Source organism: Streptosporangium sp. NBC_01639 (assembly GCF_045209755.1).
Lineage (GTDB): Bacteria > Actinomycetota > Actinomycetes > Streptosporangiales > Streptosporangiaceae > Streptosporangium.
This window is the reverse complement of the sequence record NZ_CP109272.1, coordinates 8,013,451-8,039,170: the sequence shown is the minus strand read 5'-3', so window position 1 is coordinate 8,039,170 and position 25,720 is coordinate 8,013,451. Positions and strand designations below refer to the sequence as shown.

Here is a 25,720-nt window from a genome sequence, read left to right as displayed (position 1 = left end):
CCCCTCCCCCGAGCGGCAAACCTCCCGGAGGCCACCATCGGGGATTTGGGCCCACAGAGCTACCCAAAACCCCCTCAGACGACGGAACACCCGCCTCCGGAGCCGGAGGCGGGTGTTCCGAGGGACCTACTCGTCGAGCTTCTCCAGGACCTCGTCGGAGACGTCGAAGTTGGCCCAGACGTTCTGGACGTCGTCGCTGTCCTCCAGGGCGTCGATCAGCCTGAAGACCTTGCGCGCGCCGTCCTCCTCAAGGGGGACGTTCATCGTCGGCAGGAAGCTGGACTCCGCCGAGTCGTAGTCGATCCCGGCGTCCTGCAGGGCCTTGCGGACCGGGACGAGGTCGGTGGCCTCGGAGACGACCTCGAACTGGTCACCCAGGTCGTTGACCTCCTCGGCACCCGCGTCGAGGACCGCGGTCAGCACGTCGTCCTCCTCCAGGTCACCCTTGGGGACGAGCACGACGCCCTTGCGGTTGAACATGTAGGACACCGAGCCGGGGTCGGCCAGGGAGCCGCCGTTACGGGTCAGGGCGACCCGGACCTCGGAGGCCGCACGGTTGCGGTTGTCGGTCAGGCACTCGATGAGCACCGCGACGCCGCCGGGGCCGTACCCCTCGTACATGATGGTCTGCCAGTCGGCGCCGCCGGCCTCCAGGCCACCGCCGCGCTTACGGGCACGCTCGATGTTGTCGATCGGGACCGAGCTCTTGCGCGCCTTCGTGATGGCGTCGTACAGCGTCGGATTGCCGTCCGGGTCGGGGCCGCCGGTCCGGGCCGCGACCTCGATGTTCTTGATGAGCTTGGCGAACAGCTTGCCTCGCTTGGAGTCGAGCGCGGCCTTCTTGTGCTTCGTCGTCGCCCATTTGGAGTGGCCGGACATCGCCTAGAGCTCCCTCACCATCTCAACGAAGTATGAATGCACGCCGACATCCCCGGTAAGTTCCGGATGGAAGGACGTGGCGAGCAGCGGTCCCTGACGGACCGCGACGATCCTATCCTCAGCTTCGGCCCGAGCCAGCACTTCCACCTCGGACCCGACGGATTCCACCCACGGCGCACGGATGAACACCGCACGCAGGACCCCCCGGCCCGCGAAGTCGATGTCGGCCTCGAAGGAGGCGATCTGCCGGCCGAAGGCGTTGCGGCGGACCACCATGTCGATGCCCCCGATCGTCTGCTGGCCGTCGACACCGGACTCGATCCGGTCGGCCAGCATGATCATTCCCGCGCAGGACCCGTAGGCGGGCATACCGTTCTTGATCCTCAGGCGCAGCGGCTCGATCAGGTCGAAGGTCTCGGCGAGCTTCCACATCGTGGTGGACTCCCCGCCGGGGATGACCAGGGCGTCGACCGCCTCCAGCTCGCCGGGCCGCCGTACGGCCACCGCCTTGGCGCCCGCCGCCTCCAGGGAGCGCAGGTGCTCGCGCACGTCTCCCTGCAGCGCGAACACACCGATCGTTGGGGCGATGCTCACCAGTGGTCCTTTCAAGGTGCTCGGAATGCCCTATCAGCGTATGGCCACTGGGCTCGTCGCCCAAACCGGTCAGGCGGTGACGGGGGCGCCGTGCGCGGCGTGGTCGGCGTCGACCCGCTCCAGGCTCCTCATGTGGTGGCGCCTGCCGTACAGGACGGCCATTCCCACCAGGCAGCAGAACGCGCCGAGGAAGTACGGCACGGCGGGGGCGACGTCCTCCCCCAGTTTGGTGGCGATGTACGGCGCGAGCGCCCCGCCCATCCAGCGGACGAAGTTGTACCCGGCGGAGGCGACGGGCCGCGGCGCGTCGGAGACCTCCATGGCCGCCTCGGTGAACACCGTGTTGTTCAGGCCGATCGGGATGCCGGCCAGCACGACGAAGACGATGATCCCGATGTGGCCCGACAGCGCGATGCCGACCTGGAGGACGGCCAGCACCGCCAGGGACAGGTGGAGCACCTTGACCGAACCGAACCGCCGTTGCAGGGCGGGGGCGCCGAAGACCGAGGCGAGCGCGACGCAGACGCCCCAGCCGAAGAAGACCGCGCCGATGCCGTACGGCGACATGCCGAGGATGAACGGGGTGAAGGCCAGGATCGTGAAGAAGGCGAAGTTGTAGAAGAGCGCGGTGAAGGCGGTGGTCGACAGGCCGCCGTGGGCGAGGGCGCGGAGCGGGTCGCTCAGGCGGGTCCGCACGGCCGGTTTGGGAGCGCTCCTCAGCAGCGTCGCGATGAGGACGAATCCGACGGCCATGAGCGTGGCGGTGCCGAAGAAGGGGGCGCGCCAGCTCCAGTCGCCGAGGGTCGCACCGACCAGCGGGCCTGTGGAGAGGCCGAGGCCGAGGGCCGCCTCGTAGAGAATGATGGCCGACTCGGCACCGCCGCTCGCCGCGCCGACGATGACCGCCAGGGCGGTGGCGACGAAGAGGGCGTTGCCCAGGCCCCAGCCCGCCCGGAAGCCGATCAGCTCGCCCACGCTGCCGGAGGTTCCGGCCAGGGCGGCGAAGACCACGACCAGGGCGAGGCCGAGCAGCAGGGTGCGCTTGCCGCCGATCCGGCTGGAGACCCACCCGGTGACGAGCATCGCGACCGCGGTGACCAGGAAGTAGCTGGTGAACAGCAGGGAGACCTGGCTGGGGCCGGCGTGCAGGCCCTGGGCGATGGAGGGCAGGATGGGGTCGACCAGGCCGATGCCCATGAAGGCGACGACCGCGGCGAACGCGGTGGCCCAGACGGACATCGGCTGGCGCAGGATGCTGGCGCCGCTCTGTGCGGACATGGGGTGGACTCCTTCTCGGACGAGGCGGGCACGGAGACCGGCCGCCCGATCGTGCGTTTCTCTCCGGTGGTGCCGTGCCGCCGCCGGTGGGGAGAGCACCGGCGGCGGCACGAAGGTCAGCTGCGGCCGAGCTTGGCCAGGGCCGGAAGCGCGGCGCCGATCGCGGCGAGCTCCTCGGCCGTCAGCGCTTCGAGCCGCTCGGTCAGATAGGCGATCCGGGCACGGCGGACGGCGACCAGTCGGGTGCGGCCCTCCTGGGTGAGCTCGACCGTGCGGACCCGGGCGTCGGCCGGATCGGTGCCCCGTGCCACCAGGCCGGGCTCCTCCAGCCGGTTGATCTGCACGGTCATCGTGGGCAGCTGGACACCGTGCTCCTCGGCCAGCTCGGTCATCCGGCGGGGCCCGCGCTCCAGCGAGCCCAGCACGGCGGACTGCTGGCTGGTGACCGGCTGCCCGGCCGCCGCACGGCGGAGCAGCAGCACCAGGTGGCGCAGCTCTGTGGAAAGGCTCTCGGCCAGGTCGTCCGTCATAGTTAGCCAGTCTAACTTAGCTTGGCTAACTATTATTCCGGAGAAGGGGCGGCGCCCCGGAGGACGCCGCCCTGGAGACGGTCAGGGGCGCCTGGTCTCCCAGTCCACGGTCTCCTGGATCCGCTGTTCCGCCGTCGGCTCCGGCGTCCTGGCCACCGAAGGGTCGAGTGGCCGCAGGTAGGTCTGCTGGATACCCGGGACCCGGTCCTCGACCACGAAGGTCGCCTTGGTGTACGCCGCCGCGCCGGCCTGGGTGACCTGTGGCAGCACCTTGAAGTCCGCGGTGAGCTGCTCGCGCCCGATCCGGGTGACCACGTAGCCGCGTTGGTTGTTGTAGAACTTCAGATGCGGGTTGATGGTCAGGAACGGCTGGGCCGCAGGGTCGGAGTCGCGGCCGTCGCCGCCCGTGGTGATGGAGGAGGCGACCAGCTCCGAGCCGACCGTGCGCGTGGTGGGGTCGTCGTAGTCGAGCTTGAGGTCGCCGGCCCAGTGGGCGTGCACGTCGCCGGTGAGCACGACGGGGTTGCGCACCTCCGCGTCCACCCACCCCTGGGTGATCCGCTGCCGCGAGGCGACGTAGCCGTCCCAGGCGTCCTGGCTGGTGATCTTGGCGGGCCCGGCGTTGTTGTCGCGCTGGGCGAAGAAGACCTGCTGGCCGATGATGTCCCACTGGGCCCGTGACTGGCGGAAGCCGTCCAGCAGCCAGCTCTCCTGCGCGTCACCGGTGATCGAGCGTGCGGGGTCGACGGCCTCCGGGCAGTCGTGGTAACCGTCGCCGCAGCCCTGGTCGTTGCGGTACTGCCGGGTGTCGAGCATGTGGAAGGTGGCCATCCTGCCCCACCGGACCCGCCGGTAGAGCTGCATGTCGATGCCCCGCGGGATGGATCCGCGACGCAGCGGCATGTTCTCGTAGTAGGCCCGGAAGGCCGCCTCCCGTCTGCTGAGGAAGTTCGGCTGCGGCACCTCGGGCTTCTCCGGCACCTCATCGGCCCAGTTGTTGTCCACCTCATGGTCGTCCCAGACGACCAGCCAGGGCGCGGCGGCGTGCGCGGCCTGCAGATCGGGGTCGGCCTTGTACTGGGCGTGCCGCTGACGGTAGTTCGCCAGGCTCTCGGTCTCGGGCCCCTCGTGGTCGCGGACGTTTCCACCGGGGATGGTGTAGGTGTCCTTGGTGTACTCATACTGGTAGTCGCCCAGGTGCAGGACCAGGTCGGGGTGCTCCTCGGCCAGGCGCCGGTAGGCGGTGAAGTAACCGTGCTCGTACTGGGCGCAGGAGACGAAGGCCATCGCCAGTCCGGAACCGTAGGAGAGCACGTGCGGGGCGGTCCTGGCACGGCCCATCGGCGAGACGTAGGGCCCCAGCTTGAAGCGGTACCAGTACTCCCGATCGGGAGAGAGCCCGTCCAGCTCGACGTGGACGCTGTGCCCCCACTCCGGGGTCGCCGTCGCCACGCCCCGCCGCAGCACCCGGCGGCCGGCGGCGTCGCCGTAGATCTGCCACTGGACCGGGAAGGGCCGGCCGGGCATCCCGCCCAGGCCGTCCTCGGCGAGCGGCTGGGGCGCCAGCCGGGTCCAGATCACGAAGCCGTCGGAGTCGGGATCACCCGAGGCGACGCCCAGGGTGAAGGGATCGGCGCGCAGGCCGCGGGCGGCCAGGGACGCGGCGTTCTCCGGGGTGGGTCCGGGGTCGGCATGGGCGATGGCGGGAACGCCCGCCACCGCCCCCGCCGCGATACCGGTGACGAGAAAGGAGCGTCGGGTGAGCCGGGACATGGGGGGCCTCCCAGGATGATCGGGCACGGACGCCCGTCAGCCTTGTGGAGGATCATGACAAGGGAGTGAACTCCTCCCGTCATGAAAAAGGCGGCATCCTTCACGGATGCCGCCTTTCTGAAATTTCCTACCAGCCGCGCTCCGCCAGGCGGTGCGGGACCGGGATGTCGTCCACGTTGATGCCCACCATGGCCTCGCCCAGGCCGCGGGAGACCTTGGCGATGACGTCGGGGTCGTCATAGAACGTGGTGGCCTTGACGATCGCGGCGGCGCGCTGGGCCGGGTTGCCGGCCTTGAAGATGCCCGAGCCGACGAACACGCCCTCGGCGCCGAGCTGCATCATCATGGCGGCGTCGGCCGGGGTGGCGATGCCGCCGGCGGTGAACAGCACGACGGGCAGCTTGCCGGACTTGGCGACCTCGGCGACCAGCTCGTACGGCGCCTGCAGCTCCTTGGCCGCGACGAACAGCTCGTCCTCGGGCAGCGAGGACAGGCGCTTGAGCTCGCCCCGGATCTTGCGCATGTGGGTGGTGGCGTTGGACACGTCACCGGTGCCGGCCTCGCCCTTCGAGCGGATCATCGCCGCACCCTCGGTGATGCGGCGCAGCGCCTCGCCCAGGTTGGTCGCACCGCAGACGAAGGGCACCGTGAACTGCCACTTGTCGATGTGGTTGGCGTAGTCGGCGGGGGTCAGCACCTCGGACTCGTCGACGTAGTCGACACCGAGCGACTGGAGCACCTGGGCCTCGACGAAGTGGCCGATGCGGGCCTTGGCCATCACCGGGATGGAGACGGCGGCGATGATGCCGTCGATCATGTCGGGGTCGCTCATCCGGGAGACGCCCCCCTGGGCGCGGATGTCCGCGGGAACCCGCTCGAGGGCCATGACGGCGACGGCACCGGCATCCTCGGCGATCTTGGCCTGCTCGGCGTTGACGACGTCCATGATGACGCCGCCCTTGAGCATCTCGGCCATGCCTCGCTTCACCCGGGCGGTTCCGGTGACGGCGGTCTCGGTGACTTCGGGTGTACTGCTGGACACGGTCTCTACCTCACGACGGCTGATTGCGGATCATGGGCCGTCCGCGGGGACGGCCACCACATCTCCATGGTAGGCGCTGATCCACCTGTTCCCTTACACGCCATCCTGTCCTCATCCGGTGGCCCGCATGGACAGCATGGCCGGTCGGCCGCCCACCGGGGGGCCGCCGGACCGGGGAAAACCCGTGGATCCTCCCCGCACGGCCGGGTACGGCCGGCGGCCGGGTACGCGCCCGGCCCCGGTCCGCACGGAGCAGGAGACTCAGGGGATGACGGGTGTGCGGGAGGCCAGCACGACCCACACCTGGCCGGGGGCGAAGTTCATCGGCTCCCCCGCCGCGGTGGTGAAGACGGTGCCGTCCTTCTCCGTCTCACGCGACCATCTGGCCTTGAAGGCCTGGCCGTCGCGGAGCACGATCGCGCTGCCCTTGCCGGTGCTGTGCACCAGGGGCGTGTAGCTCTGGTTCAGGTCGTGGAACTCCGAACGCTCGGTCTTGGTGTACTGCACGACGATGGTGGGCGCACCGAGCTGGCCTCCCTCGGCTGCCATGTCCTTCTTGCCGTCCTGCCAGATCAGCCACTTTTTGGCGGACTCCGACCAGGCGAAGGTGAAACGGGCCGCCGGATACTTCACACTGAACGACTTCTTGGGCACGCCGCCCTCGGGGGCGTCACCGAAGGTGAGGCCGACGTCCTTGGCCTTGGTCGCCTTGGGTGCCTGGGTCAGCAGCTTTTTGGTGTCGGCGAACAGGTTGTAGGGCGCGTAACGGCCGGGCTGGCGGAAGTAGGCGCCCGGAGCCCTGCTGTCGGAGACGTCGACCAGCGACGACTGCGCGATGATGGGGAGCATCTTGGTCTGCGCGCCCGAGTAGGCGAAGGCCGGCCTGCCGAACTGCGGAACGATGTGCATGTCGGAGATCCGGGCGCTGCGGACCGGGCCGATCTTGGGCGGGAGCTTCGAGGAGAAGATCGCCATGAGGCGGGTCAGGCCCGCCTCGACCTGCTCGACATAGACGATGTCGGCGCTCTTGAGGCCGAGCTGCGGCTTGCCGGCCGAGGTGTTCTCGATCTTCGCCGCGAGCACTGGCCTCCGTGCGGAGCCGGGCATGCCCGTGAAGGGGTGAGTCGGCTCCGGCGTCGGCGGGGATGACGGCTCCGCGGCGTCGGCGGCCTGCGGAATCTTCCCCGGTGCGGGCTCGTCGGAGGAGCAGGCCGCAGCCGGCGCGAGAACCGCCGCTCCCGCCAGCGTAACGGCGATCATCCGGGGCACCCGCACGGCTCATCTCCTCAAGTCGGCCTTGAAACGCCCCCGAGCTTACCGGTGTCCGACTTGTCGGATACCACGCTTCTGATACACCTCGCCGGGCTGCCGGGCAGCCGGCTCCGCGTGGTCCTATTCGATGGCGAGGGCCTGCGGGGGCGCGTCGTCGATCTCGAAGAAGTCCGGATACTCCGTATGCCCGGCCAGCCGTAGCGTGCGGGCCAGCCAGCGGCGCTGGGCGGTCCGGGTCACCCCGACCGCGTTGTTGTAGAAGCGGCGCGAGTAGAGCACCTTGGCCACCGCGGTGCCGAGCTCCTCCAGCAGTTCCGGGCCGGCCGGAGTGGCGGCCAGCCGGTCGCTGAAGCGCTCCTGGTCGACCACCGCCCGTAACGTTCGCGACAGGTCGCTCTCCGCGTGCTCGCGCTCGTCGGGCCCCGCCGTACGGGCCTCGTGGGCGGCCGAGGCCAGCACCAGACTCGTCGCCGGGTCCAGGATCCGGGAGGCCGCCAGTTCCAGGCAGACGGCCGTCCGCCGTACCAGGGCGGCGTCCATGGACTCGCGGGCCAGTTCCAGCCGGATGTGGAGCCGGTCCAGCCGGCCCGCCCGCCAGGAGACGTAGACGGCGGTGAGCAGCACGAGCGCGCCCACCACCAGGATCAGCGTGGTGGTCACGGCGTGTCGTCCTCCTCGACTCCGGCGGTGCTCGCCACGGTCTCGTAGACGCGCAGGACGTCACGGGCGACCGTGGACCAGTCGTACTTCAGCACGGCCTCACGGGCCTCCCGCGACAGCTTGGCCCGGCGGTCGGGGTCGTCCAGCAGGGCGGCGGCCTCACGGGCGAGCGACGCGGCGTCGCCGGTCTCGAACAGCGCCCCGGCCTGGCCGTCGTTGAGGACCTTGCGGAAGGCCGGGATGTCGCTGGCCAGGATCGCGGCACCGGCCGACATCGCCTCGGTGAGCACGATGCCGAAGCTCTCCCCGCCCAGGTTGGGCGCGCAGAACACGTCCACCGTGTGGTAGGCGCGGACCTTGTCCTCCTCGCTGACCATGCCCAGCAGGTCGATCCGGTCGTGGAAGCGGGCCGGCACCCTCTCCAGCACCTCCTTCTCGTCACCGGGTCCGGCGAGGAGCAGGCGCAGCCCCGGCCGCTCGGCCGCCAGCAGGGTGAACGCCTCCAGCAGGACCGGCAGGCCCTTGCGGGGCTCGTCCATCCGGCCCAGGAAACCGATCACCTCTCCGTGCTCCCAGCCGGGCAGCGGTTCGGCCTCGCTGTAGCGGCTGACCGTCACCCCGTTGGGGATGAGCACGGCGTCCCCGCCGATGAACTCGACCAGGGTCTTCCTCGCCGCGTCCGACACCGCGATCCGAGCGGTGATCTTCTCCAGGGCGCTCATGATCACGGGGGACGCGACCGAGAAGGCGCGGGAACGGCCGTAGGAGGCGTGGAAGGTGGCCACGATCGGGCCTCTGGCCACCCAGCAGGCGAGCAGGCCCACCGAGGGGATGAACGGTTCGTGCACGTGCAACACGTCGAACCGGCCCTCACGGACCCAGCGGCGCACCCGGTTGGCCGACAGGAACCCGAACGACATCCTGGCCACCGACCCGTTGAAGGGGACCGGGACGGCGCGGCCGGCAGAGGTCACGTACGCGGGCAGCACCGCGTCCTCACCCGCCGGCGCGATCACCTGAACCTGGTGACCGTCCTCGATCAGGGCCTCGGCGAGATCGCGGATGTGCACCTGCACGCCACCCGGCACATCCCACATGTAGGGGCAGACGATGCCGATCCTCATTACGCCCTCACCGCTTCTCGCCCGTGCCGCGCGGGGCCGGCCCCGTCACGCTCTCCGCCCTGCGCCGGACCCGGACGGGACCTCTCAGTCACGTGGCTCCAGATCCTCAAGCCAGAGCCGCTGGAGCATGTGCCAGTCCTGAGGGTGCTCGGCGATGCCCTTTTCGAAGACGGTGGCCAGACTCTGCATGACGGCGGCCACCTTCTCCTTCCGGTCGCCCTCGGCGGGCACCACGATCTCGTCGTGGAAGTGGATCACCCAGTCGTCCCCCTTGAAGGAGAGGATCGCCGGGATCAGCGCGGCCCCGGTGTGCACCGCCAGCAGGCCGGGGCCGGCGGGCATGCGGGTGGCAGCACCGAAGAACTGCACCTCGACGCCCTTGGCGGTCAGATCGCGTTCCGCGGGCAGGGCGACCGGGCGCCCGGCCCGCAGGCGCTGCGCCAGGGTCCCGAAGGTGTGGCTCTCCCCGCCGGTGAGCGGGAGCACCTCCATGCCCAGTCCCTCGCGGAAGGCGGTGTAGCGGTGGAACAGCGACTCGGGCCTGAGCCGCTCGGCGACGGTGGTGAACGGGTGCCCCTTGGCGACGAACCAGGCGCCCGCCTGGTCCCAGTTGCCCATGTGCGGCAGGGCGAAGACCACACCGCGCCCCCTGGCGAGGTTGTCGTAGATCTGTGCGTCCCCGACGACGTGCGTGCGTGCGAGAAGTTGCCCGGCGGACATGGAGGGCAGCCGGAACACCTCGTGGAAGTAACGGAAGTAGGAGCGCATGCCCTCGCGGCTCAGCTCCCTGACCCCCGGATCGTCCGGCGAGGTGCCCTTGACCCGTGCGAGGTTGGCCTCCAGCCGGAGCACCGACCTGCCACGGCGCTTCCAGAGCCGGTCGGCGGCCGTGCGGAAGGCCCAGGCGGTGAGGCGTTCGGGAAGCCGGGGGACGAGCGCCCAGCCGGCGCCGAACCCGGCCGCGACGAGACGATCCTGCAGGGACGGCTTGTCGGTCATCGCTCTCCCGATCAGCGGAGGGTCCGGGACGAAACGGATAAGGCCTGGCGGTGGACGTGCAGCAGGCGCTGGACGACGGTGACCGCGCTGGCCACGGCGAGCAGCCACAACCCCACGGCCAGGATGTACGGCACGCCGAGGCCCGCGAGACCGGCCGCGACCAGGCCGACGACCAGACGCTCGGGCCGTTCGGCGATGCCCGCGTCGCATGTCATGCCCAGGCCTTCGGCCCTGGCCTTGATGTACGACACCAGGGCACCGGCGACGAGGCAGAACAGCGCGACCCCGGCCAGCGCCCGCTGGCCGCTCACGGCGAGCCAGATCGCCAGCCCCGAGAAGATCCCGGCGTCGCCCACCCGGTCGAGGGTGGAGTCGAGGAAGGCACCCCAGACGCTTCCCGAGCCGGCCATCCTGGCCATCACCCCGTCGAGAAGGTCGGCGAGCACGAAAAACGTGATCACTACCGTGCCGGGGAACAGGTCTCCCCGGGGGTAGAAGAAGAGAGCCGCGACGACCGTGCCGAGTGTGCCGACCGTGGTGACCATGTTGGGGCTGACCCCCCGGCGGGCGAGTGCCCTGCCCAAGGGGGTCAGAGCTCGGGTGACGGCGGGGCGCAGAAGTTTCAGCATCGCGCTCCGATCGTAGGCCAAACAGCCTGTCAGCGTGTATTCAACGCTCCGTAATAGGATCGTCTCAAACCTCTTGTGATATTCGCCACATGGGTATTTGGTGAACAGACCGCGTCCTTGCGGTGCACGGACGTGGCAGCGGGCCCGGGGGTGTGGCCGCATCCGGCCGCGCTCCTTTTCGGCAACGATGCGGGAGGCGACGTGGCAGAGAAGGCAACCGGCGGGGCAGCGGGAGCCGCGGGGAGGGCTCCGGCGGCCGATCGGCCGGACATGGTGAGAAATGTCGTGCTGGTCGGCCATTCCGGCTCGGGAAAGACGACGCTCGTGGAGGCGCTCCTGGCCGCCACGCGGACCGTCCAGCGGCCCGGCCGGGTCGAGGACGGCACCACCGTCAGCGACTTCGACGAGGTCGAGGTGCGCCAGCAGCGCTCGGTGAACCTCACCCTGGCCCCGATGGTCCACAACGACATCAAGATCAACCTGCTGGACACCCCCGGCTACGCCGACTTCGTGGGTGACCTGCGCGCCGGACTGCGCGCGGCCGACGCGGCCCTGTTCGTGGTCTCGGCTGCGGAGGACGTGGACGGCCTGACCCGGATGCTGTGGGAGGAGTGCGCGGCGGTCGGGATGCCGAGGGCGGTCGTGATCACGAAGATCGACCATCAGCGGGCCGACTTCCACGAGGTCCTCGCCTCCTGCCAGGACGCCTTCGGCGACAGCGTGGCCCCGCTGTACCTCCCGGTGGTCACCAACGGGCGGATGAACGGCCTGATCGGGCTGCTGACCCAGAAGTTCTACAACTACGCGACCGGCGCCCGGACCGAGAACGCGCCGGGCCCCTCCTACCAGGAGCAGATCGAGGAGTACCGCGGCGCGCTGATCGAGGGGATCATCCAGGAGAGCGAGGACGAGTCCCTGATGGACCGTTACCTCTCCGGGGAGGAGATCGACACCAAGGCGCTCATCGGCGACCTGGAGAAGGCGGTGGCGCGCGGCGGCTTCCACCCGGTGCTCGCCACCGGGACCGGCGTGGGGGCGCTGGAGGTCCTCCAGCTCATCACCCAGGGGTTCCCCTCCCCGCTGGAGCACCCGCTGCCGGAGGTCACCGAGATCGACGGCACACCGGTCCCCGGCATCGCCTGCGACCCCGAAGGACCACTCGTGGCCGAGGTCGTCAAGACCACCAGCGATCCCTACGTGGGCCGGATCAGCCTGGTGCGGGTGTTCTCCGGAACGCTGCGCCCGGACATGACGGTGCACGTCTCGGGACACGGCCTGGCCGACCGCGGCCATGAGGACCACGATGTGGACGAACGCATCGGCGCGCTCTCCTCGCCCCTGGGCAAGCTCCAGCGGACGACCCCCCTGTGCGTGGCCGGCGACATCGTCGCGGTGGCCAAGCTGTCCCGCGCGGAGACCGGCGACACCCTTTCCAGCAAGGAGCGGCCCCTGCTGATGGCCTCCTGGACGATGCCCGAACCGCTGCTGCCCGTGGCCATCCAGGCCACGTCCAAGGCGGACGACGACAAGCTCGGCCAGGCGTTGCAGCGGCTGGTCGCCGAGGATCCCACGCTCCGCCTGGAGAACAACGCCGAGACCCGGCAGCTCGTGCTGTGGTGCATGGGCGAGGCCCACGCCGACGTCCTGCTGGACCGGCTGAGCAAGCGGCACGGCGTCGAGGTGGAGAAGATCGAACTGAGGGTCCCGCTCCGGGAGACCTTCGGCGGAAGCTGCCAGGCTCTGGGGCGCAACGTCAAGCAGAGCGGCGGCCACGGGCAGTTCGCGATCTGCCATCTGGAGGTCGAACCCCTGCCCTCCGGGGGAGGCTTCGAGTTCGTGGACAAGATCGTCGGCGGTGTCGTGCCGCGCCAGTTCATCCCCTCGGTGGAGAAGGGCGTCCGCACCCAGATGCAGCGCGGGGTGATGGCCGGCTACCCCATGGTGGACGTGCGGGTGACGCTGTACGACGGCAAGGCCCACTCCGTCGACTCCTCCGACATGGCCTTCCAGATCGCCGGGGCGCTCGCGCTGAAGGAGGCCGCCTCGAAGGTCTCGACGCTGCTGCTGGAACCGGTCGACGAGGTGGCCGTGCTGATCGCCGACGACCACGTGGGCGCGGTGATGTCGGATCTGTCGTCACGTCGGGGCCGCGTGCTGGGCAGCGAACCGGTGGGCACCGGTCGCACCCTGGTCCGGGCCGAGGTGCCCGCGCTGGAGATCACCCGCTACGCCATCGACCTTCGGTCGATGTCACACGGCACGGGCTCCTTCCAGCGCACCTTCCTGCGCTACGAGCCGCTCCCCGCCCATCTGGTGGACAAGGTCGCCGGCTGACGTCCCGCCGGGGTGAGCCGTTCCGCACGGTCATCGTCGGGAGGCGCGGACCATTATGCCCACGCCTCCCCAAAGATTTATTTACGTAACAGTGTCATCACGAAACGATTTCTTTTTTCGGGCCGAACCATCCCCGCTCCGGTGCCAGACTGAGGAACCATGCGAACCGGACGCCCATTGCTCGCCGCCGCCGCCCTCGCCGTCGTCACCACCGGCGCCGCCTATGCCTTCGGCCCGGATGCCCCGCCGACCAAGTCCGCGGCCCCCAAGCACACGCAGGAGGCGACCACCACGACCTCCGGGACGGCGTCGTGCACGACCGACGCGAAGTATCCCAAGCGGCAGTTGCGCGGCGTCTGGATCGCCACGGTGAAGAACATCGACTGGCCCTCGCGGACCGGCCTGTCGGTCGCCCGCCAGCAGGCCGAATACGTCAAGATCCTCGACAACGCGGTCAAGCGCCGGCTCAACGCGGTGTTCGTCCAGGTCCGCCCGGCCTCCGACGCCTTCTACAAGTCGTCCCTGGAGCCCTGGTCGCAGTATCTGACCGGTACGGCCGGCAAGGACCCCGGCTGGGACCCGCTGGCCTTCCTGGTCGCCGAGGCGCACAAGCGAGGGCTGGAGTTCCACTCCTGGTTCAACCCCTACCGCGCCGCCTCCGACGGTGACGTGAGCAGGCTGCCGGCCAACCACCCGGCCCGGCTCCACCCCGACTGGATCGTCAGATACGCGGGCCAGATCTACTACAACCCGGGCCTGCCCCAGGTCCGCGAGCACGTCACCTCGGTCGTCAAGGACGTGGTGACGCGCTACGACGTGGACGGGGTCCACTTCGACGACTACTTCTACCCCTATCCCGCCGGCGGCGCGGTGTTCGCCGACAGCGCCGCCTTCAAGAAGTACGGCAAGGGAGACAAGCTCGCCGACTGGCGCCGCGCCAACGTCAACAAGCTGATCGCGCAGGTCGACAAGACCGTGCACGAGACGAAGCCGTACGTGAAGTTCGGCGTCAGTCCGTTCGGGATCTGGCGCAACAAGTCCGAGGACCCCACCGGTTCGGCCACTGCCGGCATGTCCGCCTACGACTCCATCTACGCCGACGCCCGCCACTGGATCCGCAAGGGCACGGTCGACTACGTCACCCCGCAGCTCTACTGGCCGCGCGGCTTCAAGGCCGCCGACTACGACGTGCTGATGCCCTGGTGGGCGAACGAGGTCAAGGGCACCGACGTGCACCTCTACATCGGCCAGGCCCTCTACCTGGTCGGCACCACCACCAACGCGGCCTGGACCAGGCCGGAGGCGCTGCCCTCGAACCTCGCGGAGAACCGCGAGCACAAGCAGGTCAAGGGCGACGTCTACTTCAGCGCCAAACAGCTCCTGACCAACCCGCTGCGCGTGCTGGACCGGATCACCAAGAACTTCTACTCCCATCCGGCGCTGCTGCCCCTGATGAAGGGCCTCGGCGGCCAGGCCCCCGCCGCGCCCACCGAGGTGAAGGCCCAAGGCACCACGCTCAGCTGGAAGTCCTCTCCCGGCGCCCGTTCCTACGCGGTCTACCAGGTTCCCTCCGGCAAGGTCGGTGAGTGCGCCACCGCCGACGCCCGCAACCTGGTCGCGGTCGTGCCCGCCGCGGGCGGCGACCGTCAGACCTTCGCCGCCGCCGGTGGCGGCGCCTACCTCGTCACCGCCCTCGACCGTCTGCACAATGAGAGCGCGCCCACCAAGGCCGGTCCCTGACCTCGGTGATCATCGGATTCCCTGGACGGGGGCACAATGATCCCCTACGGTGCCAGCATTTGGCCGAGGTCTGGGAGGTCGCTCGTGAGGCGGATGTCTGCCGCGCTCGCACTGGTCCTGAGTGTTCTGTGGCCGGTGGCCGCGCACGCCGCGCCGGCGCAGGGACGGGCGGTGCTGATCGGCGTTCCCGGCCTGCAGTGGAGCGACCTCGGACCCGAGATCACCCCGAACCTGTGGCGGCTGGCCGGCCAGAGCGCGGCCGGCTCGCTGTCTGTCCGGGCGGTCGGCAGGGTGACGTGCCCCTATGACGGGTGGCTGACGGTGTCGGCCGGAGTCAGGTCCGCGGTCAGCTACGGCTGCGGGCTCCCACCGGTCCCCGGACCGGACGGCCCCGGCGCGGCCATCCCGGACTACGACTACCTGTACCGGGTCGCCGGGCAGAAGAACGCGGGAACGCTCGGTGAGGCCGTGCACACCGCCGGGGAGTGCACGACGGCGATCGGCCCCGGCGCGGCGCTGGCGCTGGCCGACCGGAAGGGCAGGGTGGACTTCTACGCCCCCGCCTCCGCGACGCTCCCACCGGACGCGCTCGGCAGGTGCCGGGTCGCCGCCGTGGACGTGGACGACCTGATCAGGCCCTACGTGACCGGCGACCGGCTGCCCGACGTGGAGGAGGCGCTCACCCCGCAGCAGCGGGCCACGGCGCTGCGGCGGGCCGACGCCCGTGTCGGAGCGGTGCTGGACGCGCTGCCCGAGGACGCCACCGTGCTGCTGGCCGGCCTGGCCGACCACGGCGCGGCACCGCATCTGCGCGTGGCGATGATGCGCGCGGCGGACGCCTCAGGACGGCTCCTGGGGGCGCCGTCCACCCACCGCGAGGACATCACCCTCCTGCCGGACATCACCGCCACGATGCTGGCGGTGACGGGCATCGCCACACCGCCGACCGTGATCGGGGTGCCCTGGCAGACGGGCGGGAGCCGTACCGGCGGCACGGAGGCCGTACGGTCCGAGCTGGTCAACGCCGACGTGGCCGGTCAGACGATCAGGAACGCGGGCGGGATCTTCTTCACCGTCGTCGCCGTGCTCCAGGTCGCCTTCTACGTCACCGCGTTCCTGCTGATGCGACGCAGGCGCGGGCTCGGCGGGGTCCGTGTGGCGGCGCTGGCGCTCGCCTCCGTGCCGGTCTCCACCTATCTGGTCAACCTCCTCCCCTGGCATCACACCGGGGCACCGGCGCTCGTCCTGGCCGGTGGGATCGCCGGGCTGGCGCTGCTGCTGGCCGCGGTGGCGCTGGCCGGTCCGTGGCGGCGCAGCCCGCTCGGGCCGCTGACGGTCGTGGCCGGAGTCACCGCCGCGGTGCTCGCCGGTGACCTGCTGACCGGGACGTCCCTGCAGCTCAACAGTCTGATGGGCTACACCGCCGTGGTCGGCGCCCGTTACTACGGCCTCGGCAACATCCCGTTCGCGCTCTTCGCCACCTCGGTGCTCCTGCTGACCACCTCGATCGCCCACCGGCTGGCTGGGCGGGGCCGGCGGACAGCGGCGGTCGCCGCCGTGGTGGTACTGGGATGCTCGGCCATGATCCTGGGCGGGTGGCCGGGGGTGGGCAGCGACTTCGGTGGAGTGATCGCCTTCGTGCCGGGCATCGCGGTCACCGCCCTCCTGATCGCGGGCAGGCGGGTCTCGATCGTCAAGTTGGGCGGGTTCTGCGTGGCGGGCGGCATCACCGTGATGATCATCGCCTACCTCGACCACCTGCGCCCGCCCGCCTCCCAGACGCATCTGGGCCGCTTCGTCGGCCAGGTGCTCACCGGTGAGGCGATGGAGGTGATCGGCCGCAAGCTCGGCGCGATGCTGGGCACGCTGCTCAGTCCCAACCTGATGCCGATCGTGATCACCGCCGCGGTGTTCCTGGTCTACGCGCTGCTGCGGCCGGACACGGCGAGCGCCGGCGTGCTCCCCGCCGCGTTCGGCCACTCCCCCGCCCTGCGGGCGGGACTGATCGGCACCCTGGTCAGCGGGGTGGTCGGCATGCTGGTCAACGACTCGGGCGCGGCCGTGCTGTCCATGGCGCTCGCGCTCGGCGTGCCGCTGGTGCTGTCGGTGGGCATCAAGGCCCTTCGCGACGGCACGGCCGGCTACGAGGAGGCGGGCCAGGAGCCGGCGAGCAGTTCCCTGGTGTCGCGGAGCAGTTGAGGCAGCACCCTGGTCTGGCCGACCACCGGCATGAAGTTGGTGTCCCCGCCCCAGCGGGGCACCACGTGCTGGTGCAGATGGGCGGCGATGCCCGCGCCCGCCACGCCGCCGAGGTTCATGCCCACGTTGAAACCCTGTGCGCCGCTGGCCTTGCGCAGAGCGGCCAGCGACCGCTTGGTGAAGTCGGCGAGTTCGGCCGTCTCGTCGTCGTCCAGGTCCGCGTAGTCGGCCACGTGCCGGTAGGGGCAGACCATCAGATGGCCGGAGTTGTACGGGTAGAGGTTGAGCACCGCGAAGACGGAGCGGCCGCGGGCGACGATCAGCCCCTCCTCGTCGCTCAGCTTCGGGATCTCGCAGAACGGGCAGCCGTCATCGGGGCCCGGTCCGGTCGGCTTGTTCGACCCTTTGATGTAGGCCATCCGATGGGGAGTCCAGAGCCGTTCGAACGCGTCCGGCGTCCCTGCCCCGTGCTGCGTCTCCTGCTCTTCGCTCATGGCGATCAGCATATTGCCCGGCGGATTCGCCCGCTTCGGCACCTCCCGCCGCCGGTCTGCCGCCTCGCGCCGGGGAGCAGCCGGGGAGCATGGGAGACATCCGGGCGCCGGTCGCGGGCCCCGGCGGCTGCGGCCCAGGCACCTCCGACACGGCATCTGCGGGCAAATGGTGCAGACTTCCGGCAGAATTCCTCCGAGCGTGACCATCAAAAGCCAAGGAGCACCCCATGACCGACGTCTCCGTCGAGGAAATCGCCGAGGAGACCGACTCTCCCGCCGAAACGACCATCGCCGCCCACCCGTTCTCCCTGACCCTGTCCGCTCCCCCTGCCGCCCCCTCGCGGGAACCGGTCGCCGAGCCGGTCGCCGCGGCCGTGGTGAAGGGACGGATCAAGGTGGCCGACGAGGTGGTGGAGAAGGTCGCCGCCCTCGCGACACTGGAGGTGGCCGGCGTCGCCGACCTGGGCGCCGGTCCCGTCGGCATGGTGCAGCCGGTCCGCGAGCGCGCGGGCATCGCGACCGGATCCGGTGCCGGGCGCTCCCGCCACGGCGTGAGCGCCCACGTGCAGGAACGCACGGTCGCGGTGGACGTGGCGATCGTGGCGGAGTACGGCCACGTGGTCATGGACGTGGCCAACGAGGTGAAGACCAGCGTGGCCCGCACGGTCAGCCGGATGCTGGGGATGCGGGTCGTCGAGGTCAACGTCAACGTGGACGACGTCCGGCTGCCCGGTGAGGACCGGCCGGAGGTGTCCGACGAGTCCTGAGCGGGCCGGTGGCCGCGGGCGCGGCGGGGGACGGACATCGCCCGCCGCACCCGGAGAAGGGCGCTGAGGAGCCCGGACAGCCGTACGGCGGGCGGCGGCAGCCGCCCGCCGTACTTGTTCGCCGGCTGGTCAGACCTGGACGCGGCGCTCGATCGCGTCGACGATCTCGTTGATCGCGGCGTCGACCGGCACGCCGTTCTTCTGCTCACCGTTGCGGAAACGGAAGGAGACCGCGCCGTTGGCGATGTCCTCGTCACCGGCCAGGAGCATGAACGGCACCTTGGACTTCTGCGCGTTGCGGATCTTCTTCTGCATCCGGTCGTCAGAGGCGTCCACCTCGATCCGGATGCCCCGCTCGCGGGCCTTCTTGGCCAGGTCGTGCAGGTAGGGCGCGTGGGCCTCGGCGATCGGGATGCCGACGACCTGCACCGGGGCGAGCCACGGAGGGAACGCGCCGGCGTAGTGCTCGGTGAGGACGCCGAGGAAGCGCTCGATCGAGCCGAACAGCGCCCGGTGGATCATGACGGGCGTCTGCCGGCTGCCGTCGGCGGCCTGGTATTCGAGCTCGAACCGCTTGGGCTGGTTGAGGTCGAGCTGGATGGTGGACAGCTGCCAGGTGCGGCCGATCGCGTCTTTGGCCTGCACCGAGATCTTGGGGCCGTAGAAGGCCGCACCGCCCGGGTCGTCGACCAGTTCGAGCCCCGACTCCAGGGCCGTCTGGCGCAGCGCCTCGGTGGCCTCGTCCCAGTCGGCCGGATCACCGATGAACTTTTCGGAGTCGTCGCGGGTGGACAGCTCCAGGTAGAACTCCGACAGGCCGAAGTCGCGCAGCACGCTGAGCACGAAGGTGAGCAGACTCTTGATCTCGCCGACCATCTGCTCCCGGGTGCAGTAGATGTGCGAGTCGTCCTGCGTCATGCCGCGCACCCGGGTCAGGCCGTGGACGACGCCCGACTTCTCGTAGCGGTAGACGGAGCCGAACTCGCACAGCCGCAGCGGCAGCTCACGGTAGGACCGCCCGCGCGCCCGGAAGATCAGATTGTGCATCGGGCAGTTCATCGGCTTGACGCGGTATTCGACCCCCTCCAGCTCGAAGGGCGGGAACATGTCCTCGGCATACCACGGCAGGTGACCGGAGGTCTCGAACAGCTGCGACTTGGTGATGTGCGGAGTGTTGACGAACTCGTAGCCCGCCTCGCCCTGCCGCCTGCGCATGTAGTCTTCCATCTCCTTGCGGATGATCCCGCCCTTGGGATGGAAGACCGGCAGGCCGCTGCCCAGCTCGGCCGGGAAGCTGAACAGGTCCAGCTCGGCGCCCAGCCTGCGGTGGTCGCGCTTCTCGGCCTCCTCCAGCAGGTGGAGGTATTCGTCCTGCTTGTCGCGCGACTCCCAGGCGGTGCCGTAGATCCGCTGGAGCTGCGGGTTCTTCTCGCTGCCCCGCCAGTAGGCACCGCCGGAGCGCATCAGCTTGAAGGCCGGGATGGACCGGGTGGTCGGCACGTGCGGGCCGCGGCACAGGTCCTTCCAGCACAGGTCGCCGGTCTTGGGGTCGAGGTTGTCGTAGATGGTCAGCTCAGCGCCGCCCACCTCGACATCGGCCCCGTCGTCGGCGGTCGCGCCGCCCTTGAGGCCGATCAGCTCCAGCTTGTACGGCTCGGCCGCCAGCTCCTCGCGCGCCTCCTCGTCGGAGACGGGCCGGCGGGAGAAGCGCTGCCCCTGCTTGACGATCTCACGCATGCGCTTCTCGACGCGCTTGAGGTCCTCGGGAGTGAAGGGGTTGCTGACGTCGAAGTCGTAGTAGAACCCGTTCTCCACCGGCGGGCCGATGCCCAGCTTGGCCTCCGGGAACAGCTCCTGGACCGCCTGGGCCATGACGTGCGCGGTGGAGTGACGCACGATCGCCCGGCCGTCGGGGCTGTCGACCGCGACCGGCTCGACCACGTCGCCCTCGGCGACGGGGGCCGCGAGGTCCCTCAGCTCGCCGTTGGCCCGGGCGGCGACCACCGAGCGGCCGTCGGCTTCGAGGGCGTCGCCGTACGTCGTGCCCCCCGCCACCACACGCTCGGCTCCGGCGAGGGTGATACGAAGTTCTGGCACGGCGGACACGGTTGCTCCTTGAGAAACGGTGACATTGAGGTCTGGCCATCGATGGTACCGGTGTCCGCAAGGCGATATCTCAGGCGTCGTCGCGGACATCACGGCGCCGGTAGCCCAGCGAGGTGAGCTCGGCCCGGGTGCCCCGGAAGACGTTGCGGTCCACCGGTTTGTGGGAGTGCTGGTGGATGGTCCAGCTGTGCCATGGGATCGGGACGTCGGGCCTGCCGATGGGATTGTTGGGCGCGGCGATCCACAGGGGATAGCCCTCCAGCCCGGCGCAGTTGCCGTTCAGCGCGAACGTCAGGAACGTATAGACCACCGGCCGCACCCCGGCCTGGGCCGTGATCGCCCGGCACCAGCGGCGGGCGAAGTCGGCCACCTTGCGGGCGGGCAGCCGGTCGTTGGTCTCCAGGTCGAGTGCGAGCAGGTCGCCGCGGTCCAGGCCGCCCGCCCGCTGCACGGCCCGCAGGAAGTGCCTCGCCTGGACCTCCGGGTCACCCGCGGGACGGGCGAAGTGGTAGGCCCCGCAGACGATCCAGTTCTCCCGCATGCCGGTCCAGTTCCTGCCGAACCAGCGGTCGGTGAAATCGCCCCCCTCGGTCGCCTTGGCGAAGGCGAAGGCGACCCCGTTGTCGGCGTGACGGTCCCAGTCGACGGCGCCCTGCCAGTTCGACACATCAATGCCACGCAACATGGCGGCAACGCTAACGACCCGGACGACACGGGCACGTGTCCGACTCTCCCTCGGCGTACTGCCATTGCACCGGCTTTGACTAGGCTTGGTCGCCGTGAACGTAGTAGCAGAGACCTCAGGCGCCCACGGTGCCGGCATCGCGACCATCACCCCGGACGGGACCGTGCTCGACACCTGGTTCCCCTCCCCGCAACTGGGCGAGCCCTCCGCTCCGGGCACCAGGCGGCTGACCCCGCAGGAGGCCGCCGAGGCGCTCGGCTCCGGGGTCGCCGCGCTGCTCGGCCCGGACGAGGACCGCGGCGTGGAGGTGGTCGCGGTGTACACCGGGATCGCCAAGCTGTCGGAGGCGCCCGCCGACACCCACGACGCCTACCTCCGCCTGCACCTGCTCTCCGCCCGCCTCGTGCGGCCGCACGGGCAGAACCTGGACGGTCTGTTCGGCGTGCTGAACAACGTGGTGTGGACCAGCCACGGCCCGTGCCCGGTGGAGGGTTTCGAAGCGGTGCGGCTGCGACTGCGGGCCCGCGGCCAGGTGACCGTCTACGGCGTGGACAAGTTCCCCCGGATGGTCGACTACGTGGTGCCCTCCGGTGTCCGGATCGCCGAGGCCGACCGGGTCCGGCTCGGCGCCCACCTGGCCTCCGGCACGACCGTGATGCACGAGGGGTTCGTCAACTTCAACGCCGGGACGCTGGGCACCTCCATGGTCGAGGGCCGCATCTCGGCGGGTGTGGTCGTGGGTGACGGCTCCGACGTCGGCGGCGGCGCTTCGATCATGGGCACCCTGTCCGGCGGCGGTAAGCAGGTCGTCTCCATCGGCAGCCGCTGCCTGCTGGGCGCCAACAGCGGCGTCGGCATCTCCCTCGGCGACGACTGCGTCGTGGAGGCCGGCCTCTACGTCACCGCGGGGACCAAGGTCGCCCTCCCCGACGGCCGGACCGTCAAGGCCGCGGAGCTCTCCGGCGCCTCCGGTCTGCTGTTCCGCCGCAACTCCACCTCCGGCGCCGTCGAGGCCGTCCCCCGCCGGGGCACCGGCGTGGAGCTCAACAGCGCGCTGCACGCCAACGACTGACCTCCGGGGCCCGCGGCGGGAAGCAGTCCGGCCGACCGCCCCGCCGCGGGCCGCGCCCTCCTGGCGTGACGGCGTCCGGCACCGGGAGGACGACACGGGCCGGGTGAGCCGGATGGTTATCCGCACCTCACCCGGTTACCGGAAAGTGCGTTCTTCCGCCGGCTCCCCGCACGGGTGATGCTGCTGCGCATGGCCATCATCGACACGCCGAACTACCTGCCCTTCCCCGAGGGCGACCCGGACAACTACAAGCCGGGCTCGTCCATGTGGCCCGTGATGGACCCCGTCTCCCCCGACGGGAACTACGTCAAAGACCTGGTCGTCAGCTTCGAGCGGCTCGCCTCCGGCGAGGGCGTCCCGCTCCACATCCACACCACCGAGGAACTACTGATCGTCGACGAGGGCGAGGTCGAGGCCCACCTCGGCGACGAGCGGCGCGTCGTCGGCCCCGGTGCGGTGATCTTCGTCCCCTCGGGGACCCCGCACGGCTTCCGCAACCTGTCCGGTGGCGTCGTGCGCCTGCACGCCGTGGTCGGCCGGCACATCGTCGGCACTCAGATGCTCGATCGCCTCCCCCGGCCCGGCACCGAGGGGCAGCCACCCCAACCCGCCAGGATCGACGACTTCCGGAAGTTCATCAACGCGCTTTGAGCGCAGGTACCCCCGCCTTCGGGCGAGGGAGGAAATGCGGCACGGCGCCGCAGATGTCAACTCGGAGCTGTCCACCTGACAGGCTTGGGCCACGGACCCGCGACAATGGGAGTGGCATGACCGGTCGGGAAGCGACGCACGGCGGGAAGGTCACGATGGTGGCCGCGCGGTGGGTTACCGGGCTGTTCGCGCCCCAGGTGCTGGTCATCGTGCTGCCCCCGGTCGTCGGACTGGCGACGGACGGCTGGTCCGGCGCCGGGTGGGGGCTGGTGGCCTCGGCGCTGTGCGGCGGCGTCCCGGCCGGGGTCATCCTGGCCGGGGTACGGTCGGGCCGGCTGGACTCCCACCATCTGGTCGATCGGGCGAGCCGGACGAGGCCGCTGCTGGTGGCGGTCGTGGCGGTGCTCGTCGCACTGGTGCTGCTGGCCTCCCTGGGCGCGCCCAGGTTGCTGGTGGCCACCGTGACCGCGATGCTGGCCGCGCTCGCGCTGACGGTTCCGATCACGCTCAGGTGGAAGATCTCCTTTCACGCGGCGGTTTCGGCGGGCACCGTGATGGTGCTCGCCCAGGTGCTGCCCGCCGTACCGGCTCTCGTGGTGGGCACGCTGGTGGTGGCCACGGTGTGCTGGGCCCGGGTACGGCTGCGGCACCACACCCCCGCCCAGGTCGCCGCCGGGGCCGTCGTCGGCGCAGGCTCGGCCTGGGCGACCTTGAGCGCCTTCGGCGTCTGACCCGCCGCCGGGAGACTCGGACGGCGGGCCGGACGGGCCGCGATCAGAGCAGGGTGCCGAGGAAGTCCCGGGTCCGGCTGTCCGAGGTGAACCGGGCGGCGACGAAGTCGGTGACTCCCGCTTCGGCGAGCGCCTCGATCTGGGCGGAGACGGCGTCCTCGTCGCCGACGATCGCCACATCGGCCGGTCCTGCGGCGCCCTCCCGGTCGAGCATCGCCCGGTAGGACGGCAGCTGGCCGTAGATCTTGAACACCTCGCCGGCCCGTTCCCTGGCCGCCTCGACGTCATCGGTGACGCAGACGGGGAGCGTGCAGACGATCCTCGGCACGGGCCGTCCGGCGGCGCGGGCGGCCTCGGTGACGGCGGGCGCCACGTGCTCGGTCACGGTCTTGGGACCGGTCATCCACAGCACGGTGCCGTCGGCCAGCTCACCGGCCAGTTTGAGCATGCGCGGGGCCAGGGCCGCGATGAGCACGGGCATGTCGCCGGTGCCGGGCGTCGTCAGCCCGATCTGCGCCTTGAGCGTCTCTCCTTCGAACGCCACGTGCTCCCCGCGTACGAGCGGCACCAGGACGGACAGGTATTCGCGCATGTGCCGGGCGGGTCGCTCGAAGCTGTAGCCGTACATGCCCTCGATCACGACCTGGTGTGACAGGCCGACGCCGAGCGCGAGCCGCCCGTCCAGGGCCGCGTTGACCGTGAGCGCCTGCTGGGCGAGCACCGCCGGGTGGCGCGGGTAGGTGGGGACGACTCCGGTGCCCAGCTCGATCCCCGGCACCCCGCTGCCGGCCACGGCCAGCGCGGTCAGCGCGTCGAGACCGAAGATGTTGGACATCCAGGCCGAGGTGAAGCCGTCGCCGGCGGCGCGGGCGATCTGCTCCCGCAGCCTGCCCAGTGCGTCCGGTCCCTTGGGTTCGTCGAGCAACAGTCCGATCCGCATCGCTACCGAACTCCATTCTAGTTTTTGCGCCCAGTCTAGAAGGCGAAACGCCCGGGTACGGAGATCGACTTCAGGGCGCCCGCATGGCCTCGGCAAAGGAAGGTCACCTTCCGGACGGTCGGACTTGACACGACCTGGACCGGGAAACAGTTGTGATGATCTTGTCGCCTGGGAACGATGACAGGAGAGCGAAAAACCCGGCGGACTGCGTAGTCCACCGGGCTCTCATCTGCGTCTTACTGCTGTGGGCGATACTGGGATCGAACCAGTGACCTCTTCGGTGTGAACGAAGCGCTCTCCCGCTGAGCTAATCGCCCGCCCTGTCCGGCCCCTCGTGGTGCCGACGTGGAAAACCATACCGCAATCCGAGACCTCTGGCGAAGCGACACCGGCGGCAGAGATGATCATGGAGGGGCGACACGGTCGTGGAGCAAAGGTCTGGGGATGCGTCCGGTGGGGGGCTACGGTGTCATAGCATCGTCCTGATCCGTAGAAGCACCGAACCACCCAGGCCGAACCTCTATGACCCGAGACGCCCCCAGGGAGGAGTCGACGGTGACCAAAACGATACGCAAAACCCTTGTAAATAAGGCCCTGTTGGTGATGTTTAGCCAGGTAGATGCCCAAATGTCGCGCTGTGATGTGTGTTACAGAAGGGCCTGTAGGCGGAATCTTTCCTACAGGTTTCTTTGTTCCGCGTCATAGCTCGGGACAAAGTCCGTCAGAGCAGTGAAAGCCCCGAAGAGGGGACCGACGACGAAAAAGGTTTGGCTGACGATGAACAGCGCCACCGTCTCTGCCGAGCTTGGCCTTCGGCTTGTGGTCCCCGACCGTACCACCGTCCCCCTGCTTGCCGGACTGAGCTATACGGCCGATGATCCTTACGCGATCAGAATGGCCTTCCACGTGGGGAACGACGAACCGGTCGAGTGGATCTTTGCCCGCGAACTGCTGACGGTCGGCATCGTGCGACGCGTCGGCGACGGAGACGTCCAGGTGTGGCCCGCACGCGCCGATGGCGAGCGGACCCTGCACATCAGTCTCACGTCACCGTTCGGACAGGCCCTGTTCGAGGTGCCTCTGGCTCCGCTCACGGAGTTCCTGCACCGGACGTACGAACTGGTCCCGGCCGGTCGCGAGACCGACTTCATGGACCTCGACGCCGAGCTCAGCAACATGCTCTGGAGCTCCTGACCCCGGGCGGGCGGCCGGAAGGTCCGC

The 25,720-nt window shown here is 70.0% G+C and carries 23 protein-coding genes and 1 tRNA gene; 8 read left to right on the top strand and 16 right to left on the bottom strand.

The window, feature by feature from the left end:
- Window positions 1–126: 126 nt before the first annotated feature.
- From OHA77_RS36535 to pgsA, 11 genes are all read right to left on the bottom strand, one after another.
- A complete protein-coding gene (locus OHA77_RS36535) occupies window positions 127–879 on the bottom strand; it encodes a YebC/PmpR family DNA-binding transcriptional regulator (RefSeq protein WP_326823638.1) in 753 nt (250 codons plus the stop codon).
- Between the two features lie 3 nt (window positions 880–882).
- Window positions 883–1,473 carry a pyridoxal 5'-phosphate synthase glutaminase subunit PdxT gene (gene pdxT, locus OHA77_RS36530; protein WP_326823639.1) on the bottom strand — a complete coding sequence of 197 codons (591 nt, stop codon included), beginning with the start codon at window positions 1,471–1,473 and terminating at the stop codon, window positions 883–885.
- Between the two features lie 69 nt (window positions 1,474–1,542).
- Complete coding sequence (locus tag OHA77_RS36525; RefSeq protein WP_406313792.1) at window positions 1,543–2,751, bottom strand: MFS transporter; 1,209 nt, start codon at window positions 2,749–2,751, stop codon at window positions 1,543–1,545.
- A gap of 116 nt (window positions 2,752–2,867) precedes the next feature.
- Window positions 2,868–3,281: a MarR family transcriptional regulator gene (locus OHA77_RS36520; RefSeq protein WP_326823641.1), complete on the bottom strand. Its 414-nt coding sequence runs from the start codon at window positions 3,279–3,281 to the stop codon at window positions 2,868–2,870.
- 81 nt (window positions 3,282–3,362) lie between these two features.
- The gene (locus tag OHA77_RS36515; RefSeq protein ID WP_406313791.1) at window positions 3,363–5,054 is read right to left on the bottom strand and encodes an alkaline phosphatase D family protein; all 1,692 of its coding nucleotides are present in this window, start codon (window positions 5,052–5,054) and stop codon (window positions 3,363–3,365) included.
- A 127-nt stretch (window positions 5,055–5,181) separates the two neighbouring features.
- Window positions 5,182–6,030 (bottom strand): pyridoxal 5'-phosphate synthase lyase subunit PdxS, encoded by an 849-nt coding sequence (gene pdxS / locus OHA77_RS36510; RefSeq protein WP_406319931.1) that lies wholly within the window; start codon window positions 6,028–6,030, stop codon window positions 5,182–5,184.
- Between the two features lie 327 nt (window positions 6,031–6,357).
- Window positions 6,358–7,356 (bottom strand): DUF3048 domain-containing protein, encoded by a 999-nt coding sequence (locus OHA77_RS36505; RefSeq protein ID WP_406313790.1) that lies wholly within the window; start codon window positions 7,354–7,356, stop codon window positions 6,358–6,360.
- 132 nt (window positions 7,357–7,488) lie between these two features.
- A complete protein-coding gene (locus OHA77_RS36500; protein WP_406313789.1) occupies window positions 7,489–8,028 on the bottom strand; it encodes a hypothetical protein in 540 nt (179 codons plus the stop codon).
- Window positions 8,025–9,152, bottom strand: coding sequence for a glycosyltransferase family 4 protein (locus OHA77_RS36495; protein ID WP_406313788.1), 1,128 nt, complete (start codon window positions 9,150–9,152; stop codon window positions 8,025–8,027). Before OHA77_RS36495 ends, OHA77_RS36500 begins: the two co-directional genes overlap by 4 nt.
- An 84-nt stretch (window positions 9,153–9,236) precedes the next feature.
- Window positions 9,237–10,151, bottom strand: a complete 915-nt coding sequence (locus OHA77_RS36490) for a phosphatidylinositol mannoside acyltransferase (RefSeq protein WP_326823646.1) — start codon at window positions 10,149–10,151, stop codon at window positions 9,237–9,239.
- 11 nt (window positions 10,152–10,162) lie between these two features.
- Window positions 10,163–10,780, bottom strand: a complete 618-nt coding sequence (pgsA, locus tag OHA77_RS36485; RefSeq protein ID WP_406313787.1) for a phosphatidylinositol phosphate synthase — start codon at window positions 10,778–10,780, stop codon at window positions 10,163–10,165.
- Window positions 10,781–10,981: 201 nt separating this feature from the next.
- Here pgsA and OHA77_RS36480 point away from each other — a divergent pair, with 201 nt between their 5' ends.
- The 3 genes from OHA77_RS36480 to OHA77_RS36470 all read left to right on the top strand — a co-directional run bounded on the left by OHA77_RS36480 (window position 10,982) and on the right by OHA77_RS36470 (window position 17,053).
- Window positions 10,982–13,114: an elongation factor G-like protein EF-G2 gene (locus tag OHA77_RS36480; RefSeq protein ID WP_406313786.1), complete on the top strand. Its 2,133-nt coding sequence runs from the start codon at window positions 10,982–10,984 to the stop codon at window positions 13,112–13,114.
- 159 nt (window positions 13,115–13,273) lie between these two features.
- Window positions 13,274–14,854: a glycoside hydrolase family 10 protein gene (locus tag OHA77_RS36475; protein WP_406313785.1), complete on the top strand. Its 1,581-nt coding sequence runs from the start codon at window positions 13,274–13,276 to the stop codon at window positions 14,852–14,854.
- Window positions 14,855–14,947: 93 nt separating this feature from the next.
- Window positions 14,948–17,053, top strand: coding sequence for a hypothetical protein (locus OHA77_RS36470; RefSeq protein ID WP_406319930.1), 2,106 nt, complete (start codon window positions 14,948–14,950; stop codon window positions 17,051–17,053).
- On the opposite strand, the gene OHA77_RS36465 is transcribed toward OHA77_RS36470, so the two are convergent.
- Window positions 16,996–17,547 carry an HIT domain-containing protein gene (locus OHA77_RS36465; protein ID WP_326823650.1) on the bottom strand — a complete coding sequence of 184 codons (552 nt, stop codon included), beginning with the start codon at window positions 17,545–17,547 and terminating at the stop codon, window positions 16,996–16,998. The genes OHA77_RS36470 and OHA77_RS36465 overlap by 58 nt on opposite strands.
- Before the next feature lie 227 nt (window positions 17,548–17,774).
- On the opposite strand from OHA77_RS36465, the gene OHA77_RS36460 reads away from it, so the two are divergent.
- Window positions 17,775–18,314, top strand: a complete 540-nt coding sequence (locus OHA77_RS36460; protein WP_406313784.1) for an Asp23/Gls24 family envelope stress response protein — start codon at window positions 17,775–17,777, stop codon at window positions 18,312–18,314.
- A 129-nt stretch (window positions 18,315–18,443) separates the two neighbouring features.
- Here the strand turns inward: OHA77_RS36460 and thrS are convergent, their stop codons facing one another.
- Together thrS and OHA77_RS36450 are read right to left on the bottom strand one after the other, a co-directional pair.
- Window positions 18,444–20,420 carry a threonine--tRNA ligase gene (gene thrS / locus OHA77_RS36455; protein WP_326823652.1) on the bottom strand — a complete coding sequence of 659 codons (1,977 nt, stop codon included), beginning with the start codon at window positions 20,418–20,420 and terminating at the stop codon, window positions 18,444–18,446.
- A 70-nt stretch (window positions 20,421–20,490) separates the two neighbouring features.
- A complete protein-coding gene (locus OHA77_RS36450) occupies window positions 20,491–21,105 on the bottom strand; it encodes a GH25 family lysozyme (protein WP_326823653.1) in 615 nt (204 codons plus the stop codon).
- A 94-nt stretch (window positions 21,106–21,199) separates the two neighbouring features.
- On the opposite strand from OHA77_RS36450, the gene dapD reads away from it, so the two are divergent.
- The 3 genes from dapD to OHA77_RS36435 all read left to right on the top strand — a co-directional run bounded on the left by dapD (window position 21,200) and on the right by OHA77_RS36435 (window position 23,559).
- Window positions 21,200–22,177, top strand: a complete 978-nt coding sequence (dapD, locus tag OHA77_RS36445) for a 2,3,4,5-tetrahydropyridine-2,6-dicarboxylate N-succinyltransferase (RefSeq protein WP_406313783.1) — start codon at window positions 21,200–21,202, stop codon at window positions 22,175–22,177.
- Between the two features lie 189 nt (window positions 22,178–22,366).
- On the top strand, window positions 22,367–22,828 hold the full coding sequence (locus tag OHA77_RS36440) for a cupin domain-containing protein (protein WP_406313782.1): 462 nt from the start codon (window positions 22,367–22,369) through the stop codon (window positions 22,826–22,828).
- A gap of 116 nt (window positions 22,829–22,944) precedes the next feature.
- Window positions 22,945–23,559: a hypothetical protein gene (locus tag OHA77_RS36435; RefSeq protein WP_326823657.1), complete on the top strand. Its 615-nt coding sequence runs from the start codon at window positions 22,945–22,947 to the stop codon at window positions 23,557–23,559.
- 43 nt (window positions 23,560–23,602) lie between these two features.
- On the opposite strand, the gene OHA77_RS36430 is transcribed toward OHA77_RS36435, so the two are convergent.
- On the bottom strand, window positions 23,603–24,499 hold the full coding sequence (locus OHA77_RS36430; RefSeq protein WP_406313781.1) for an LLM class F420-dependent oxidoreductase: 897 nt from the start codon (window positions 24,497–24,499) through the stop codon (window positions 23,603–23,605).
- A gap of 245 nt (window positions 24,500–24,744) precedes the next feature.
- A tRNA-Val gene (locus OHA77_RS36425) sits at window positions 24,745–24,816 on the bottom strand.
- A gap of 460 nt (window positions 24,817–25,276) precedes the next feature.
- Between OHA77_RS36425 and OHA77_RS36420 the strand changes: the two genes are divergently transcribed.
- A complete protein-coding gene (locus OHA77_RS36420) occupies window positions 25,277–25,693 on the top strand; it encodes an SsgA family sporulation/cell division regulator (protein ID WP_012892610.1) in 417 nt (138 codons plus the stop codon).
- Window positions 25,694–25,720: the final 27 nt, after the last annotated feature.